Here is a 16,833-nt window from a genome sequence, read left to right as displayed (position 1 = left end):
CAACAATTGACCACTGCTTAAACATATGTGCCATATATTTTGTTTATTCCAGTTGAAACGATTAATTGTCTGGTGAAAAAAGTGTTCTAGATATGAAAAAAGGAATATACAATGCTACAAAACAAGTAGAACAAATAATCATTTTCTCAAAAAATGTTCTGGATAAAGGCAGGTGACATCATGTGAAGAACGTACCTTTATTACATGTAAAGAAAATGAGTAAGGCGTTTTTAAATCAACTTGTGCTAAAAGAAGTGGACTTACAAGTAGAGCGTGGTGATATATACGCTTTAGTTGGGGGAAATGGTGCTGGAAAATCAACATTAATGAAAATATTAACCGGGTTATATTCGTATGATCGTGGAGAAATGTATGTAAAAGGAATGAGGAAACAGTTTGCAAATCCGAAAGAAGCCCACCGAGAAGGGATTTACTTAATACCACAAGAACCACTCATTTTTCCGCATATGACCATTGAAGAAAATATATGTATCGGACTAAAAGGAAAGAAAAAGGAATTAAAAGTAAAAATCAAGCAATTGATTGACAGTTTAGGATGGGGGATTGATCTTAAAGAACTGGGAGGATCACTATCCATTGCGCAGCAACAATTAGTAGAAATCGTTAGAGGATTAATAAGAGAAGCCGAGATTCTTATTTTAGATGAGCCAACATCGACATTAACAACTCACGAAATGAAGAGTTTTTTTGTGCTGATGAAAAGTTTGCAAGAAAAAGGAATTGGGATGATATATATTACGCATCGCTTTCCAGAAATCTTTGAAATTGCAAATAAAGTGGCGATATTACGAGATGGAATGATTGTAAGCAAAGGGGATGTATGTAACTTTACATATGACATGTTGATGGAGGGATTATTACCAAAAGGGTATAAACAAGAAGAGAAAAGAGAAATAGTGCGAGAGTCAAAAGAAACGAAAAAAATATTAGAAGTAACTGATGTAACGAGTCACGCATTCGAAAACATTTCATTCACTGTACATACTGGTGAGATTGTAGGTATTGCTGGCATTGTTGGATCAGGCAGAACTGAATTAGCAGAAGCGATATTTGGATTGAAACCTATAAAATCAGGTTCTATTTTATTAGAAGGAAAATCAATTGATTCATACTCTTTGCATAAAAGACTAAGTGAAGGACTAGTTTATGTGCCAGAGGATAGAGCAAGAAATGGTATTTTTTCAATTGCATCGGTTAAAGAAAATATGACTGCAGCAAGTTTACATCAAAATAGTCGTTTTTTTATTAACCAAGAAAAAGAAAGCGCTTTAGTGAAGTCGTATATAGAACAGTTTCGAATTGTTGCACGAAGCATGGATGAAGTACTAGCATCTTTATCAGGAGGTAATCAGCAAAAAGTCGTTCTTGCAAAATATCTTGCGTGTAATCCAAAAATTATTATTCTTGATGAACCGACTCGCGGAATTGATGCGAAAGCAAGGCTTGAAGTATATGAAACGATAGAAAAAATGAAAAGGGAAGGACTCGCAATATTATTAATCTCTTCAGATATTGAAGAAATTGTTCAATTAGTAAACCGTGTATATGTAATGCGAAATGGAAAATTTGTTTCTCATATGGAGAAAGAACAAATAAATGTAGAAGAAGTTACACGTCTAGCATACGGAGGTGTAACGGAATGAAACGTATGTATAAAATGCACGAAACCTCTATCATACTGTTATTACTAATTTACATTGCCATTGTCGGAATGATAAATCCAAGTTTCGTTCAGCTTAACTCGTTATCTTTAATGATGAAATCAAGCGTTATTTTAGTCGTGCTAGCAATTGGCCAATCGTTCGTCTTATTTACGAAAAATATAGACGTATCAGTTGGTTCAATTATGGGATTAAGCGCAGCGGTTTGCGGGATGTTGTTATCGGATGGATATAATGCATTCTTGTCTATTACGGCTGCTATTTTACTTGGCGCTATTATCGGGTTCGCAAACGGGATTGGCGTTGCAAAGTTTCGGGTACCAGCTATTATCATGACATTGGGTATGTTAGGGGTCATTAGAGGTGCGATGTTAATTTTCACAGGCGGAAAGTGGATTGAAGATATACCAAACGATTTTAAGCAACTGTCATCTATCGTCATACTTGGTTTGCCGATAATTGTATGGCTTGTTCTTATTATTTTACTACTACTATACTTCTTTTTAAGGAAAGTGCCATTCGGAAGATACTTTTATGCGGTAGGTGATAATGAAGATGGCGCGAGACTCATTGGTATACCTGTTAATAAAGTAAAGATATATGCGTTTATTATATCGGGTATAAGCGCTGCACTCGCTGGTTGCATATTTGTTATGAATATCGGGTTCGTCCCTAATCAAACGGGTACAGGATTAGAATTACAAGTAATTGCAGCAGCTGTGCTTGGAGGAATTCATTTAAAAGGGGGAACAGGTTCTATTTTTGGAGCCGCATTAGGAGCATTGTTTTTAGAGGCGATAAGCAGTTCACTCGTCTTTTTAAAAATACCAGCATTTTGGAATAATGCTATTTCAGGTTTTTTACTATTAGTAATCGTTATATTAGATAGTGTTATGAAAAAGTGGAAGGCGGAAAGGAGAATGAATCTATGAAGTATTTGTACAGATGGGAAGGTGTTCTAATTGTATTACTTCTTATAGAATTCATTCTCTTTAGTTTTATAAGTAGTGATTTCTTAAATATTAGTAATCTCCTTTTTAGTACAAATGATTTTCTATTTATAGCAATCGTGGCGATACCAATGACTTTCGTTATTGTAACAGGAGGAATTGACGTTTCTGTAGGATCTATTATGGGGTTAACTTCGATTATAATTGGTGTACTTTGGATGAATGGAATACCTATTTTGCTAGCGGTCATATTAGCTCTTATAATCAGCTGTTTAGCAGGAGCTTTAAACGGAATCATTATAAAAATGACAGACGTAGAGCCACTTGTCGTTACACTCGGAACGATGTTTTTATACGGCGGAATTGCACTCGTCATTTCAGGAGGGGCAGGTGCTTCTGGATATGAAGGGATAAGTGGTTTACCTGACGCATTTGCACAACTTGCAAACGGTAGTTTTATAGGAATACCGAATTTATTATGGATTCTGATCGTATTAACAGTTTTATGTACTATATTATTTCACTGTACTATATATGGGCGCCACGTAAAATTAACAGGTTCGAACGAAAATGCAGCAAAATACACTGGGATTAAAACGAAAAAAGTAGTCATTATCGCTTACATACTTTCTGGGTTAGGAGGTGGATTAGGAGGCGCTTTCTTAACTGCATATTTCGGTTCCGCACGTGCTGATATGGGAAGTGAAACGATTTTACCAATCATTACTGCAGTCGTATTAGGCGGGACACTTATTACAGGGGGGAAAGGAAGTATTATCGGTACTGTACTGGCGAGTATTTTTATAGGGCTAATGCAGTATGGCTTGCAAATGACAGGTTTAACAAATGAACAATCCAACGTAGTAATAGGTATTATTCTTATTCTTTCAGTTATTATGAGACATTTCAAATTACATCAATTCACACTGGGGAAAAGAAAGAACTTGCATAAGGGGGAAATGTCATGAAGAGAAAACTAGGGATTGTATTCATTGTATGCATTTGCTTAATCGGTTTAATCGCTTGTTCTAGTCAAACGGCAGATAAGAAAAAAGTAGATGATGTGAAATTTGCATTCATTCCGAAACTAACTGGAGTTGGCTTCTTTACATCAGGTGGTGAAGGAGCAAAAGAGATGGGAGATAAACTAGGGGTGCAAGTGAAATATGATGGACCGTCTGAAGCAAGCGTATCAGGCCAAGTGAAATATATAAACAATTTTATTAACCAAAACTATGATGCACTTATGGTCTCTTCTACTTCAGTAGATGGACTATCACAATCACTGCAACGTGCTAAGAAAAAAGGGATGACGGTGTTAACGTGGGACTCTGATGTGAATCCGAAAGACCGTTCATTTTATATAAGCCAAGGTACACCAGACCAACTTGCTAACTTATTAATTGAAATGACTTCCAAACAAATTGGAGATAAAGGAAAAGTAGCCTTCTTTTATTCTAGTCCAACAGTAACGGATCAAAATCAATGGGTAACGAAAGCGAAAGAAATTATTAAAAAGAAATATCCGAACTGGGAAATTGTAACGACGCAGTACGGTGAAAATAATGCGCAAAAATCTTTATCCGTAGGGGAGAATATATTAAAAACGTATCCGGATATTAATGCAGTCATATGTCCAGATGCAACGGCACTACCAGCGATGGCACAAGCAGCTGAAAACTTAAAAATGGATAAAAAAGTAGTCGTAACAGGGTTTTCGACACCTAACGTTATGCGTGATTATGTAAAACGAGGAACAGTAGCGCAATTTGGATTATGGGATGTAAAACAACAAGGTGCACTCGCAACGTATGTAGCAAATGAAATCGTTGTAAAAGGGAAGAAGTTAAAAGTAGGGGATAGCTTTGAAGTAAAAGGAATTGGAAAAGTGAAAGTAGAGCCAAATTCCATCCAAGGTTATGATTATGAAGCAGAAGGAAATGGAATTATCGTATTACCAGAGCGGGTTGTATTTACGAAAGAGAATATTGATAAATATAATTTTTAGTAACAAAAAAACGTCCGAATATATCGGACGTTTTTTATTCCTTCATTAATTATGAACTGTTTCTTTTTCATTTAATCCAAGCGTACGACCAGTAGAAGTGTGAAGATCTTGGAACAATCTTGGATTTTCAGTTAGTGAAATGCCGTAAGAAGGGATCATCTCTTTTATTTTTCCTTCCCATTCTACCATGCGGCTTGGGAAACATTTTTCTAATACTTCAAGCATGACGTGAACAGCAGTAGAAGCACCTGGTGATGCACCTAGTAACGCCGCGATTGATCCATCAGCCGCACTAACAACTTCGGTACCGAATTGAAGTGTACCTTTACCGCCAGCATCAGTGTCTTTAATTACTTGCACACGTTGCCCAGCGACTACAATATCCCAATCTTCACTTTTCGCATTCGGAATGAATTCGCGTAATTCTTCCATACGTTTTTCATGTGATAACATAACTTGCTGAATTAAGTATTTTGTTAGTCCCATTTCTTTTACACCAGCAGCTAACATCGTTAAGACGTTATTTGGTTTTACAGAACCAATTAAGTCAAGATTTGAGCCAGTCTTTAAGAATTTAGGTGAGAATCCTGCGAACGGTCCAAATAGTAAAGCTTTTTTATTGTCTATATATCTCGTATCAAGGTGAGGTACAGACATTGGCGGAGCGCCAACTTTAGCTTTACCGTAAACTTTCGCATGATGTTGCTCTACAACGTTTTGATTTTTACATACCATAAACAGTCCGCTTACAGGGAATCCACCGATATGTTTTGATTCAGGAATACCAGTCTTTTGTAGTAGTGGTAGACTACCGCCACCGCCGCCGATAAAGACGAATTTTGCAGTGTGATGCTCGATTTTACCACTATTCATATCGTGTACTTTCACTTCCCACAAACCATTTTTCGTACGTTTAATATTTTCGACACTATGTTTGTAGTTAAGCTCGACATTTTTCGTTTGTAAGTAATCAAACAACATACGTGTTAATGCACCGAAGTTCACATCTGTTCCAGAGTCAATTTTCGTTGCAGCCATCGGTTCGTTTGGTGTACGACCATCCATAATGAGTGGAAGCCATTTTTTTAATGTTTCAGGAGCATCGGAAAATTCCATGCCTTGAAACAGTGGATTTTTTGAAAGCGCTTCAAAACGGTTTTTTAGAAACTCAACATTTTTTTCACCTTGTACTAAACTCATATGAGGTAGAGGCATAATAAAATCTTGTGGATTACGAATTAATTTGCTTTTTACAAGATATGCCCAAAATTGTCTTGAAAGCTGGAATTGCTCATTCACTTTTACAGCCTTACTAATATCTATAGATCCGTCAGATTTTTCGGAAGTATAGTTCAGTTCGCATAGCGCAGAATGCCCTGTACCTGCATTATTCCATTCATTAGAGCTTTCTTCCCCGGCACTTGCGAGTTTTTCAAAAACTTTAATTTCCCATTCAGGTGCTAATTCTTTTAGTAATGAGCCTAACGTTGCACTCATAATTCCTGCACCAATTAAGATAACGTCTGTTTTTTGCTGCATGTTGCTCATGATAATCTCTCCATCCCCTATATTGGCAAAAAAGAGTAGGTGTTTTTTTATATCTAAGCCGTAAATTGAAAACACCGCCTAGGCCCCACCTAGGTGTATACCTTTTTTGTCTCAATTATATAACCATCTCATACTCTATTATAATAATTAATAGACTAAAATATCTAGTGTTATCTGATAATTTTAAACTATTTAACGTTTTATTCGCCAAAAATCTTATTTAACAAGCTCTTTTAAGGTGATAAATAGAAAAAAATTATAGTTTGAAATTATCTCGAAAAAGCTTACGTATCGTAGAATGGATAGAAAGGATACCTTTTTATGGAATTTTATCCCTGACAATAGTATGATTATTCTGCAAAATAAAAAGGAGGGATACCAATGTGTACACAAGAACAAATCGCAAACTTATTTCGAAATTTTTCAATAAAGGAATGTAAAGGGTCAAGTGACTTATATGAATACTTATCAATAAAAATTGCTGAAGATGAGGAAGTACTTACACTATCTTCCTACGCTCAAGTAGGCCAACCAATTCCAAACTTATTATTAGGCGCCGTACATTATTTATTACTAGTAGGGAAAGAACATCCTTTAAAAGCGTATTACAGTAGTTTAGTTGAAAATACGAATACAAATTTAGATCAAGCTTTTGATCACTTTAAAGATTTTTGTAAAGAGTATCGAGAAGAAATCATTACTTTAGTACAAACGAAACTCGTTCAAACGAATGAAGTAAGGCGATGTGCGTACTTATACCCAAGTTTCTGTTACATATTTAATAAAGTGAAAAAGCCGCTAGCGTTAATTGAAATTGGGACAAGTTCTGGATTACAACTGTTCTGGGATCAATATAGCTATTCGTACGGGACAGATGAAACATACGGAAATATAAATTCAAATGTACATTTAACTTCTGAAATAAGAGGGGAGAATGTACCCCAATTTCTAAAAGTAAGTCCACCTGTTGTTGAAAGAATCGGGCTTGATTTACATATGAATGATTTACATAATGAGGAAGATTATTTATGGCTACGTGCACTCATTTGGCCAGAACATAAAGAAAGACTTGAAATGTTTGACCAAGCAGCATCTTTAGTAAAAAACGAATCTGTCCAATTAATAGAAGAAGACGGTGTGGAGTTATTACCATCTATCATTGAACAAATAAGTGAAGATGCTGTAACCTGCATTTTCCATACACACGTCGCAAATCAAATACCAGAACAAGTAAAACATAAGTTAGAAAAACAAATACAAGAAATCGGTGCAAAACGTGATGTATTCCACCTGTATAACAACATGTGGGACCGGGACCTTCATATTGATTATTATATTAACGGAAACGAATATCGTGAAACGGTTGGGGAAACAGAAGGGCATGGGAGATGGTTTAGTTGGAAGCTAGGAGACCGAACTTTATGCTAAAGGAAACCTAACTATTATGGGTTTCGTCACCAATATTCGTAATAAAAACAGTTGACAGAAGGTAATACGTCAACTGTTTTTTATTTTTATTAAACTTGCTTTATGTATCAAATGTAAGTGTTAAACATGTCCCTGCTGCATGTTGCAAATAGCCCATGAAATAATCTTCTCTCAAAAGAAGCTAAAGAAAGTAGATTATAAAACTCTTGCTAGTGCCAAAAAAAGAAGCCACTGGTTAATGGGCTATATTACTAGTTTAATAATTTATAACTTCAAATGGAAAAACCAAGGGAAAGTAAATATTTAAAATGAATATATAATACATGCGAGAACGAGCACAATTGGATAGGGGGCTTTCAAATGCATATGGACGAACGAATGAATTTGCAGGTAACTAGTCAGGCTCTTCAGGTAATGAATAACGGAATTGCTGTTACAAGTCATGATGGAATCATCACATATAGCAACAAACTATTCTGTAGCATGCTACAGAGTAAAGAAAATGAAATAATAGGTGAGCATATATCAACGATTATTCCTGATCGTAAAAAGTTAGTAGTGAATCAAAAGGGTAGTTTGTACAGGTATGAATGTAGGCGTGGCAACCAATTTTTAATTGTGAATGAATCCCGTGTATATCAGAATGAGACAGAATATGGATCAATTGCCATTCTGGAAAGCAAGGGGAAAAGATTTATTAAAATATAGTTTCTTCATAATAACTCCTCCAAACTAATTTTTAATGTTCTTCAGAAAAGTTTAATGACACGTAAATCATAATTTCAATTATAAAAGATTATTAAAGGTAATTATTAATTTTTGGTTAGTAACGTACATACAATGTGTAATTAAGTGCGTGCACTATGGAGTGAATGCAGAAAAGGGTGAATAAAGCATATGAATCCATTTGAGCAAATGATGTACGTTGGTGTCATTATGTCTATTGTACTATCCGTAATGATTTTAGGATCTTTATATTATAATCCTCGTCTTTCGTTAACTGAATATCCGAAAGATATTCAAAAGGTAGTTTTTCCAAAATCGATTGATGAAAAGAAGCAAACGATTTACTTTAATATCATATATAATGCTATTCTTTTCGGTACTCCTTTCGTTTCTACATATATACTGCATAAACATGAAAAATTATTATATATTGATGCCTATTTACATATTTTTGGTATTTTAATGATTTTTAATTTAGTAGATTTGTTTATAATTGATTGGCTAATCTTTTGCTGGATTACCCCGAGATTTGTTGTTATTCCTAGTACAGAAGGGATGAAGGGTTATAAAGATTACAAGTTTCATTTAAGAGGGGCTATAGTCGGAACAAAATTTTTAGCAATCGTAAGTTTATTTTTGGCGGGAATTGCGACAACTATTTAGTATGAAGAAGGGTATGAAGAGTTTATAAAAGATGAGGAGATTGATAATGTATAGAATTAGAATTGAGAATTTGATACTATTGAAGTAGGAAGTTTTAAAAACAGTATATTAAGCGGTATTAATATACTGTTGCAAATGTTTTGATACACTGTGAAATTTCCTGATTTTATGGAAATTTTTCATAGAATACAAAAAACGTAATGGAGGCTAATATGAAAAAAGTAATTGGCGCAGCAACAGCAACTGTTTTGGGATTGGGGGCTTTTACCACAACTGCTATCGCAGAAACGATCGTAACAGCAGATGTACTCAACGTACGTGAAAAACCGACAACGGAATCAAAAGTTGTTGAAAAGGTAAAAGAGGGACAAGAGTTAAAAGTAATAAATACCGAAGATGGATGGTCAAAAATTGATTTAAACGGTAAAGAAGTGTTTGTCAGTTCAGAGTTTACAAAAGATGTGTATCATGTAACAGCGAATTTGTTAAATGTCCGTTCTGATGCAAATACAGAATCAGAAATTCTTGGTAGATTGAAAAAAGATGATGTTATTGAATCAACGCATCAAGTAAAAGACGGATGGCTGCAATTTGAGTATAAAGGAAAAACAGCTTATGCAAATGTTTCTTTCCTATCAAGTACAGCACCAGTTGAAAAAAAAGCTGAAGAGAAAACGAAGCAAGTAGCGAAAGTACAAAAAACGGTTAAAGCTAAGGAAGAAGCTAAAACACAAAAAGTAGTAAAGCCTAAAGAAGAAGTGAAAGTAAAAGAAGTAGTAAAGCCTAAAGAAGAAGTGAAAGTACAAGAAGTAGAAAAAGCTAAAGAAGAAGTGAAAGTACAAGAAGTAGAAAAAGCTAAAGAAGAAGTGAAAGTACAAGAAGTAGAAAAAGCTAAAGAAGAAGTGAAAGTACAAGAAGTAGTAAAGCCTAAGGAAGAAGCGAAAGTAAAAGAAGTAGTAAAGCCTAAAGAAGAAGTGAAAGTACAAGAAGTAGTAAAGCCTAAAGAAGAAGTGAAAGTACAAGAAGTAGAAAAAGCTAAAGAAGAAGTGAAAGTACAAGAAGTAGAAAAAGCTAAAGAAGAAGCGAAAGCCCAAGAAATAGCGAAGGCTAAGGAAGAGGCAAAAGCCCAAGAAATAGCGAAGGCTAAGGAAGAGGCAAAAGCCCAAGAAATAGCGAAGGCTAAGGAAGAGGCAAAAGCCCAAGAAATAGCGAAGGCTAAGGAAGAAGCGAAAGCCCAAGAAATAGCGAAGGCTAAGGAAGAGGCAAAAGCCCAAGAAATAGCGAAGGCTAAGGAAGAGGCAAAAGCCCAAGAAATAGCGAAGGCTAAGGAAGAAGCGAAAGCCCAAGAAATAGCGAAGGCTAAGGAAGAGGCGAAAGCAAGAGAAATAGCGAAGGCTAAGGAAGAGGCGAAAGCAAGAGAAATAGCAAAAGCAAAAGCAAAAGAAGAGTCTAAAAATAACATACAGTCTGCTAAACGTGAATTAACGGTAGTAGCGACTGCATATACTGCTGATCCAAGTGAAAATGGTACATATGGTGGACGCGTTTTAACTGCGATGGGGCATGATTTAACGGCTAATCCGAATATGAGAATTATCGCAGTAGATCCGAAAGTAATCCCATTAGGATCTAAAGTATGGGTAGAAGGTTATGGCGAAGCAATAGCTGGTGATACTGGAAGTGCTATTAAAGGAAATCGTATTGATGTTTTAATGGGCTCAAAAAGTAAAGCTATGAATTGGGGAAGACAAACTGTTAAAGTGAAAATTCTATAATAAATATAGAATATAACATAACGAAAATAAGACTGACATATTCTGTCGGTCTTATTTTTGTATCGCAACATCAGTGAGAATCGTATCAAATATATCTTTTTGCGTGAAGTTATCTGTAAAAACAGCTTCTCTGGGAACTTCAATTGTATCGTGGGGATTATACCATTTTTCTAGGGAATCCTCACCAAATTCATGTCGTTGGTCCCTTGTGTTATGTCGTCGAATCGTTTCTTTTAACGATAAATCAAAGTAAGCGGAGTTGCCTCTAAGAATGATTAAAGTTGATTTAAGTATAGGATTAGACAGAATGTATTCCCCCAGCGTGAATGAGTATATAGAAAATTTTAACAAATAAAGTGCGGAAAGTGTATAATTAATAGGATTGAAATAAAAAGGTGGGAGCTAGATGGAATATAAATTAAAAAAGGTGCAGCCGATTTGGAAACGGACATGGTTTCGCTATCTAGGGGCATTTATAATTGTTCAATTACTATTTATTATTTGTGAGATTACAGGATGGGCACCAAATTTTAAGCCAAGTGGAGAGTTTTTAAATAGAATTTTACATTCTGAATTTTTCACGGAATGGTTCACTCCATATGAAATTCCTCATTTTAATGTGTTTACAGCATTTTTTGCGATTACATTGTTACCATACGCATTAATAGGTGCAATGAAAGATTTCACAACAAGAAAAAATATAAATAATTAAAAAGAGGTATTATATGCTATTTCAAAAAGGTAATATATCGATTAGATACGTAATAGAAGAGGATGCACCAATCATTTCAAAATGGTTAACAGACCCAGAAGTCTTGCGGTATTACGAAGGACGCGATAACCCGCAATCTGTAGAAATGGTACTGAATCATTTTATACATAATCCAAATAGTCATGAAAAAAGATGTTTAATAGAGTTTGATGCTGTTCCAATTGGTTACATACAAATGTACTCAATTGATTCTGAGTGGAAAACATTATATGGCTATGAAGAATCACAAAATGTATGGGGAATGGATCAATTTATCGGAGAGCCGACTTATTGGGAAAAAGGAATTGGAACGAAACTCGTTCAGGCAGCAATTACATATATTATGGAGAACACGGGAGCAGAAGCAATCGCAATGGATCCGAAAGTAAATAATGAACGTGCGATAAAATGTTATGAAAAATGCGGCTTTAAAAAAGTGAAGATATTAAAGGAACATGAGCTGCATGAGGGGAAATTAGAAGATTGTTGGATGTTGGAATACAAACAAAGGGAGCTGCGCGAAATGAAAAAAGCATTACTAGTAATTGATGTGCAAGCAGGTATGTATACAGCAGGAATGCCAGTACATAATGGGGAAAAGTTTTTAGAAATATTGCAAGAGCTTATTGGGGAATGTCGTTCAAATGATATTCCAGTTATTTATGTACAACATAACGGGCCAAAAGATCATCCGTTAGAAAAAGGTACAGCTGGTTGGAAAGTGCATGAGGCAATTGCCCCGCAAGAAGGGGACAGTATCATTGAAAAGACGACGCCAGATTCATTCCATATGACGAACTTAAATGAAGTATTACAAGAAAAAGGGATTGAACACGTAATTATTTCAGGGATGCAAACGGAGTACTGTGTGGATACGACAACGCGAAGAGCGTTTAGTGAAGGGTATAAAGTAACGTTAGTGAGTGATGCACATAGTACGTTTCATACAGAAGTGTTACGTGCTGAAGACATTGTGAAACATCATAATGTAGTGTTTGGAGCGTTTGCTAATGTTGTTGCGTTAAAAGATTTGAAAGTGACTGCCTCTAAATAAGAGGCAGTTTTTTATTGTAAGAAATAGGATCAAATATTTTCGGTAGATCGATATCTTGAAATAATCGTTCGTATAATTTCACGCACCATAATGAAAAGACACAAAAGGAGCACCACATAATTAAAAAGGGTGCTCCTGCATCACAATGTTATTTCTTCTTATCTTTATCCAATACATTCTGTTCTTCAGCAAATTCCGTACCATATGCAAAGCGGCGATTAATATGAATGTTATCATTGTTGTGTCTTGTGTGGGAGTTAGAAAAGCGATGAACGATTACTTCAGATAATGTAAAGACAGTAGCGGAAAGGAAACTCCCCCATGCAATTTGCATGTAATTGTCTAATAAAATATTACCGAAAATCCATACGCTTAAATACGTTAGCAAGAAATCCGACATAATGGCACCGGTATTACCTATTCGGTTTAATATGATTTTATCGACGAACATATAGGATACGATTGTAACAAAGAGACTAAATGAAATAATTTGGACGAACGTTGCAGGGAAAAATAAAGCGAGTCCAATACTAAATGCGATAATGCACGATATAAATTTGATAAGTACTACAGTAAAACCATTCAATATTTACACCTCCGATTTATACATAGTTTTACAATAAATTTAGGAGTTCATACATTGTAACAAATATATTTACATAAAACTTTTTCACGTCCAAATTTTGTCTAAATATTAAAAAAACAAAGAAAAAATGTTATAGTAAAATGAGAGTATATGACATTTTTAGGTAAGGGGGAATCCGGGGTGTGGATTACTTCAGAAGTAGAAATTCCAGATGAGTTAATTGATCATCTTGAACAAGGAAAGTTAGTACTATTTGTTGGAGCAGGAGTTTCTATGAAAGGGAAATCAAACTTACCGAATTTTGACGATCTAGTTGATGAGATTGCAAAAACGTTATATGTAGAAACGCGTGAAATAACAGAACCTCATGATTATTATCTTGGTAAAATTGCGAAAACAAAAGATGTACATCAAGTTGCAAGAGATTTAGTTCATACTGAAAAGTCAAAGCCAAATCCGCTGCATTATGCGATTCCGAGATTGTTTCCTTTAGATACGGAAGTTCGCATTGTAACAACAAATTTTGATGGACATTTTACAACTGCGATGAAAGAAATGAATAGAGAATTAAACGTATATTACGCACCTGCTTTACCTACAGGTAGAGCGTTTAAAGGACTCGCTTACATACATGGCAATATAGAACAAGAGAAAGAGGCATTAATTTTAACAGATGGTGATTTTGGAAGGGCTTACTTGACCGAAGGATGGGCAAGAAGATTTTTAGTTGATTTATTCTCGAATTATACTGTTTTATTCGTTGGGTATAGCCATAATGACCCAGTAATGAAATATTTAGCGACTGGTTTACCGCCAAGTACACGGCGTTATGCATTTGTTGCACAAGGGGAAAATACGTACCATTGGGAGCATTTAGGAATACGGCCGATTGTATACCCGAATAAAGGTAATAATCATCAATCTCTTGTTAAAGCAGTGAAGCGATGGGCAGAATTAATGGGAGATAATTATATTACAAAACGAATGCGGATTCGTGACATAGTAACAGTTCCACCGTCAGTAGAGCAGGAGCAATTATCATACATAAAACAATCCATAAAAAAAATTGAAACAGTCCGCTACTTTGTTGAATTTGCTCATGATTATGAATGGGTGGAATGGCTTGAAGCGGAAGGGAAATTACAAAATTTATTTTTAGTTATATCAAACGATAATGAGGTAGATGAATTACTTGCAGAATGGTTAGTGGAACAATTTCTTTTTAGTCATCAAAAAGAATTATTTCAATTAATTTTTAAAAATCATTCTAAAATATCTCCGTTATTATGGAGAACAATTTGTAGCTACTTAAACGAAACAAAAATTAAAATGGACCCGTTGTTGTTTGCAAGATGGACACTTCTTTTATTAGAAACAGCTGAAAAAGATAGTAAATCAATTGAAAAAATTTCTTACTTACTCCAAAAATGTTCTTTTCCTGAGCATAAAGAGATTGCTTTATTATTACTAACGTTTATTTTGGATGGAAAGCTTAAATTAAAGCGGGAGAGAAAATGGGGAAATGATACAGAAGAATCAATAGAACTCGAGGAATCGAGTCGTTTACCAGTGTCTACATTTTCTTATGTGGAGCAAATTTGGAATGAGAAGATGAAACCCTATATTTCCTATTACGCCGTACCAATTATGATGATGGGAATAGAGAAGATGCGAATGTTATCACTACGACAAACAGCACTGAAAAAAAAGGATAAGGAAAATGTTGAAAAAGAGTTTCAGCAAAATGATCTTGCGTTTTTAATTCAAATTGTAAAAGAGTGTTTAACTTATTTGTGTGAAAATAATGAAAAAAAAGCAAATTATTATATTACAGAAATGATAGAAGCAAACAGCATGCTTCAAAACCGAATTGCAATTGATGCGATGAATAAAAATATATTCGTTAGCGCCGATGCCAAAATGAAATGGTTGTTACAGGAAGGACTTCTTTTAGATGTCACGTATAAACACGAAGTTTTTCAACTTATAAAAAATCATTTCGTACTCTCTTTAGAAAAAACAAAGGAAGAGGTTATTCAAATTGTATTAAAGGACCTTGCAGAGGAGAGAGCATTTGATGTTTGTTTAGTTTTAGATTTATTATTCACTTGTGATTTGAATAGTCCATCTACAGCAAAAGGTTATGAGTTAATGAAGCAAAAACATCCTCACTTTCATTCTGATCGATATAGTGTACAAAAGAAAGAGACCGCAGATCAAAGTATTACTTGTAATGTAACTGCTGATGGATTATTGCAGCTGAAAGACGATGAAATTATGAAGCAAGTTCGTCAATTTTCTCAAGACGGTGTTTTTGAACAAAGCCATTTTTTAGAGATGTTATCGAAAGCATGTAAATTGAATACAGAATGGAGTATTTCATTTGCCTATCAATTAGTTGGGATGCACGAAATAAGTAATGAAGTATGGTTCGTTTGTATTAGAGAGTGGCGAAATAATCGAGGATTGACAAATGAACAAATCCAAAAAGTAATTCCGCTATTACAGAAATTTGTCAGAAATACTGCTTTTCATTGGTTAATTAGTAGCTTTCTATATGAAATTAGTAATCGATTAGAAGAGTTAGAGGAAAATAGTATACGCAGTGTGAAACGTTTTGCTTTTTCGGTATTCCCTCAAGTAATGAAAAGTGATACAGATTTTAAGCTTGGAAAACAAGACTTTTATAATGAATCGATCCAGCATCCTGTTGGGAAAATGACAGCTGTATTATTAAAACTGTTATCATATGATCATTTATACGATCGTAACGTGTATGAATATTTATTTTTATTTGAAGAACAAGTAAGAGTTAGTACAGAACGGACAAATTTTATGTTAGCGCGTTTAGTAGCAGATATTACATTTCTTTATCATATCGAGAAGCAATGGTGCCGAAAATATTTGCTACCGTATTTAGATTTAAAGAAGGAAAATGAGATTACGAAATATGCATGGGCAGGCTTATGTTACACGCAAATCAATTTACCTTTATTTACAGAGATGAAGCGATTTATTAAGTATGCGGTAGAACATTTGAAAGTATTACATCCGCATACGAGGGAAGCTTTCTTGAAATGGCTCAGTTTTGTATTTATTAAATGTGTACTATATTGGGAGCAAAAAACAGATTGGTTATACCCGTTACTTATACAAGAAAATGAAGAAAATAAAATTAAATTTATGCAGTTTTTATGCTATTACGTCAAAACGCTAAGTGCAAAAGAACAACAAAAATTTTGGGCATCATGGCTCAGTGTATTTTTGCGAGAGCGACCGAAAATGGGTGAAATCACAGCTAGAGAATATGTAATGCTTTTGCGTATTATTTTATTTATGGATGAAATAGTAGAAAGAGGATTATCTATAATAAAAACATTTTCAGATGTGGTTGGAAAAGGGAATCAAACGGAGTTAAAACAGTTGTTTAATGAAATACTTGAAAAGACAGAGAGTATAGAAATGTATAAAGAATTGTATGCAAATGTATTTTTTACTTTATTACAAACGCTTCAGGAAGCCAATTTACTTGAAACTGAAATCATTCAAATAAAAGAAATATTAATCCAGTATGGAGTAGAAAAATATGTATTAAATGCAATAGATAATGAGATAATTCGCATCGGAATTGTTATGGAGAATTTACAAGAAGAAATGTAGGG

At 34.6% G+C, this 16,833-nt stretch carries 12 protein-coding genes and 3 pseudogenes; 12 read left to right on the top strand and 3 right to left on the bottom strand.

The genetic code is table 11. From position 1 onward, the window contains the following. The first annotated feature begins 182 nt into the window (after positions 1-182). The 4 genes from J0835_RS14280 to lsrB are packed head-to-tail and all read left to right on the top strand — an operon-like array spanning position 183 to position 4,640. On the top strand, positions 183-1,664 hold the full coding sequence (locus J0835_RS14280; RefSeq protein ID WP_140386813.1) for a sugar ABC transporter ATP-binding protein: 1,482 nt from the start codon (positions 183-185) through the stop codon (positions 1,662-1,664). Then, positions 1,661-2,614 (top strand): ABC transporter permease subunit, encoded by a 954-nt coding sequence (locus J0835_RS14275; RefSeq protein WP_087980998.1) that lies wholly within the window; start codon positions 1,661-1,663, stop codon positions 2,612-2,614. Before J0835_RS14280 ends, J0835_RS14275 begins: the two co-directional genes overlap by 4 nt. After that, positions 2,611-3,600: an ABC transporter permease gene (locus tag J0835_RS14270; RefSeq protein ID WP_140386812.1), complete on the top strand. Its 990-nt coding sequence runs from the start codon at positions 2,611-2,613 to the stop codon at positions 3,598-3,600. The genes J0835_RS14275 and J0835_RS14270 overlap by 4 nt, the downstream gene beginning before the upstream one ends. Next, on the top strand, positions 3,597-4,640 hold the full coding sequence (gene lsrB, locus J0835_RS14265) for an autoinducer 2 ABC transporter substrate-binding protein LsrB (RefSeq protein ID WP_087980996.1): 1,044 nt from the start codon (positions 3,597-3,599) through the stop codon (positions 4,638-4,640). Before J0835_RS14270 ends, lsrB begins: the two co-directional genes overlap by 4 nt. A 45-nt stretch (positions 4,641-4,685) precedes the next feature. On the opposite strand, the gene J0835_RS14260 is transcribed toward lsrB, so the two are convergent. Further along, positions 4,686-6,188, bottom strand: coding sequence for a malate:quinone oxidoreductase (locus J0835_RS14260; RefSeq protein ID WP_087981551.1), 1,503 nt, complete (start codon positions 6,186-6,188; stop codon positions 4,686-4,688). Between the two features lie 381 nt (positions 6,189-6,569). Between J0835_RS14260 and J0835_RS14255 the strand changes: the two genes are divergently transcribed. From J0835_RS14255 to entB, 4 genes and pseudogenes are all read left to right on the top strand, one after another. Further along, positions 6,570-7,616, top strand: a complete 1,047-nt coding sequence (locus tag J0835_RS14255) for a DUF2332 domain-containing protein (RefSeq protein WP_087980995.1) — start codon at positions 6,570-6,572, stop codon at positions 7,614-7,616. 360 nt (positions 7,617-7,976) lie between these two features. Then, positions 7,977-8,306, top strand: a pseudogene (locus tag J0835_RS14250) (PAS domain-containing protein); the annotation flags it as partial. 207 nt (positions 8,307-8,513) lie between these two features. Beyond that, positions 8,514-9,005: a nitroreductase gene (locus tag J0835_RS14245; protein ID WP_140386811.1), complete on the top strand. Its 492-nt coding sequence runs from the start codon at positions 8,514-8,516 to the stop codon at positions 9,003-9,005. Positions 9,006-9,217: 212 nt separating this feature from the next. Beyond that, positions 9,218-10,780: a cell wall-binding protein EntB gene (gene entB, locus J0835_RS14240; protein ID WP_333728130.1), complete on the top strand. Its 1,563-nt coding sequence runs from the start codon at positions 9,218-9,220 to the stop codon at positions 10,778-10,780. A 51-nt stretch (positions 10,781-10,831) separates the two neighbouring features. On the opposite strand, the pseudogene J0835_RS14235 reads toward entB, so the two are convergent. Next, a pseudogene (locus tag J0835_RS14235) lies at positions 10,832-11,032 on the bottom strand (hypothetical protein); the annotation flags it as partial. Positions 11,033-11,186: 154 nt separating this feature from the next. On the opposite strand from J0835_RS14235, the gene J0835_RS14230 reads away from it, so the two are divergent. The 3 genes and pseudogenes from J0835_RS14230 (at position 11,187) to J0835_RS14220 (ending at position 12,585) form a co-directional block, all read left to right on the top strand. Beyond that, positions 11,187-11,492, top strand: coding sequence for a YfzA family protein (locus J0835_RS14230; RefSeq protein WP_087980789.1), 306 nt, complete (start codon positions 11,187-11,189; stop codon positions 11,490-11,492). A 13-nt stretch (positions 11,493-11,505) separates the two neighbouring features. Beyond that, positions 11,506-12,039 (top strand): annotated as a pseudogene (locus tag J0835_RS14225) (GNAT family N-acetyltransferase); the annotation flags it as partial. A gap of 15 nt (positions 12,040-12,054) precedes the next feature. Next, positions 12,055-12,585, top strand: a complete 531-nt coding sequence (locus J0835_RS14220; RefSeq protein WP_242250108.1) for a cysteine hydrolase family protein — start codon at positions 12,055-12,057, stop codon at positions 12,583-12,585. A gap of 148 nt (positions 12,586-12,733) precedes the next feature. Here J0835_RS14220 and J0835_RS14215 read toward each other — a convergent pair whose 3' ends face one another. Further along, on the bottom strand, positions 12,734-13,171 hold the full coding sequence (locus J0835_RS14215; RefSeq protein ID WP_001013096.1) for a YndM family protein: 438 nt from the start codon (positions 13,169-13,171) through the stop codon (positions 12,734-12,736). Between the two features lie 150 nt (positions 13,172-13,321). Between J0835_RS14215 and J0835_RS14210 the strand changes: the two genes are divergently transcribed. Then, positions 13,322-16,831, top strand: a complete 3,510-nt coding sequence (locus J0835_RS14210; RefSeq protein WP_087980787.1) for a DUF4020 domain-containing protein — start codon at positions 13,322-13,324, stop codon at positions 16,829-16,831. Positions 16,832-16,833 lie beyond the last annotated feature (2 nt).

It is taken from the genome of Bacillus cereus group sp. Sample62, from assembly GCF_036851315.1.
GTDB classification, from domain to species: Bacteria; Bacillota; Bacilli; order Bacillales; family Bacillaceae_G; genus Bacillus_A; species Bacillus_A wiedmannii.
This window is presented reverse-complemented; position numbering and strand designations above follow the sequence as displayed.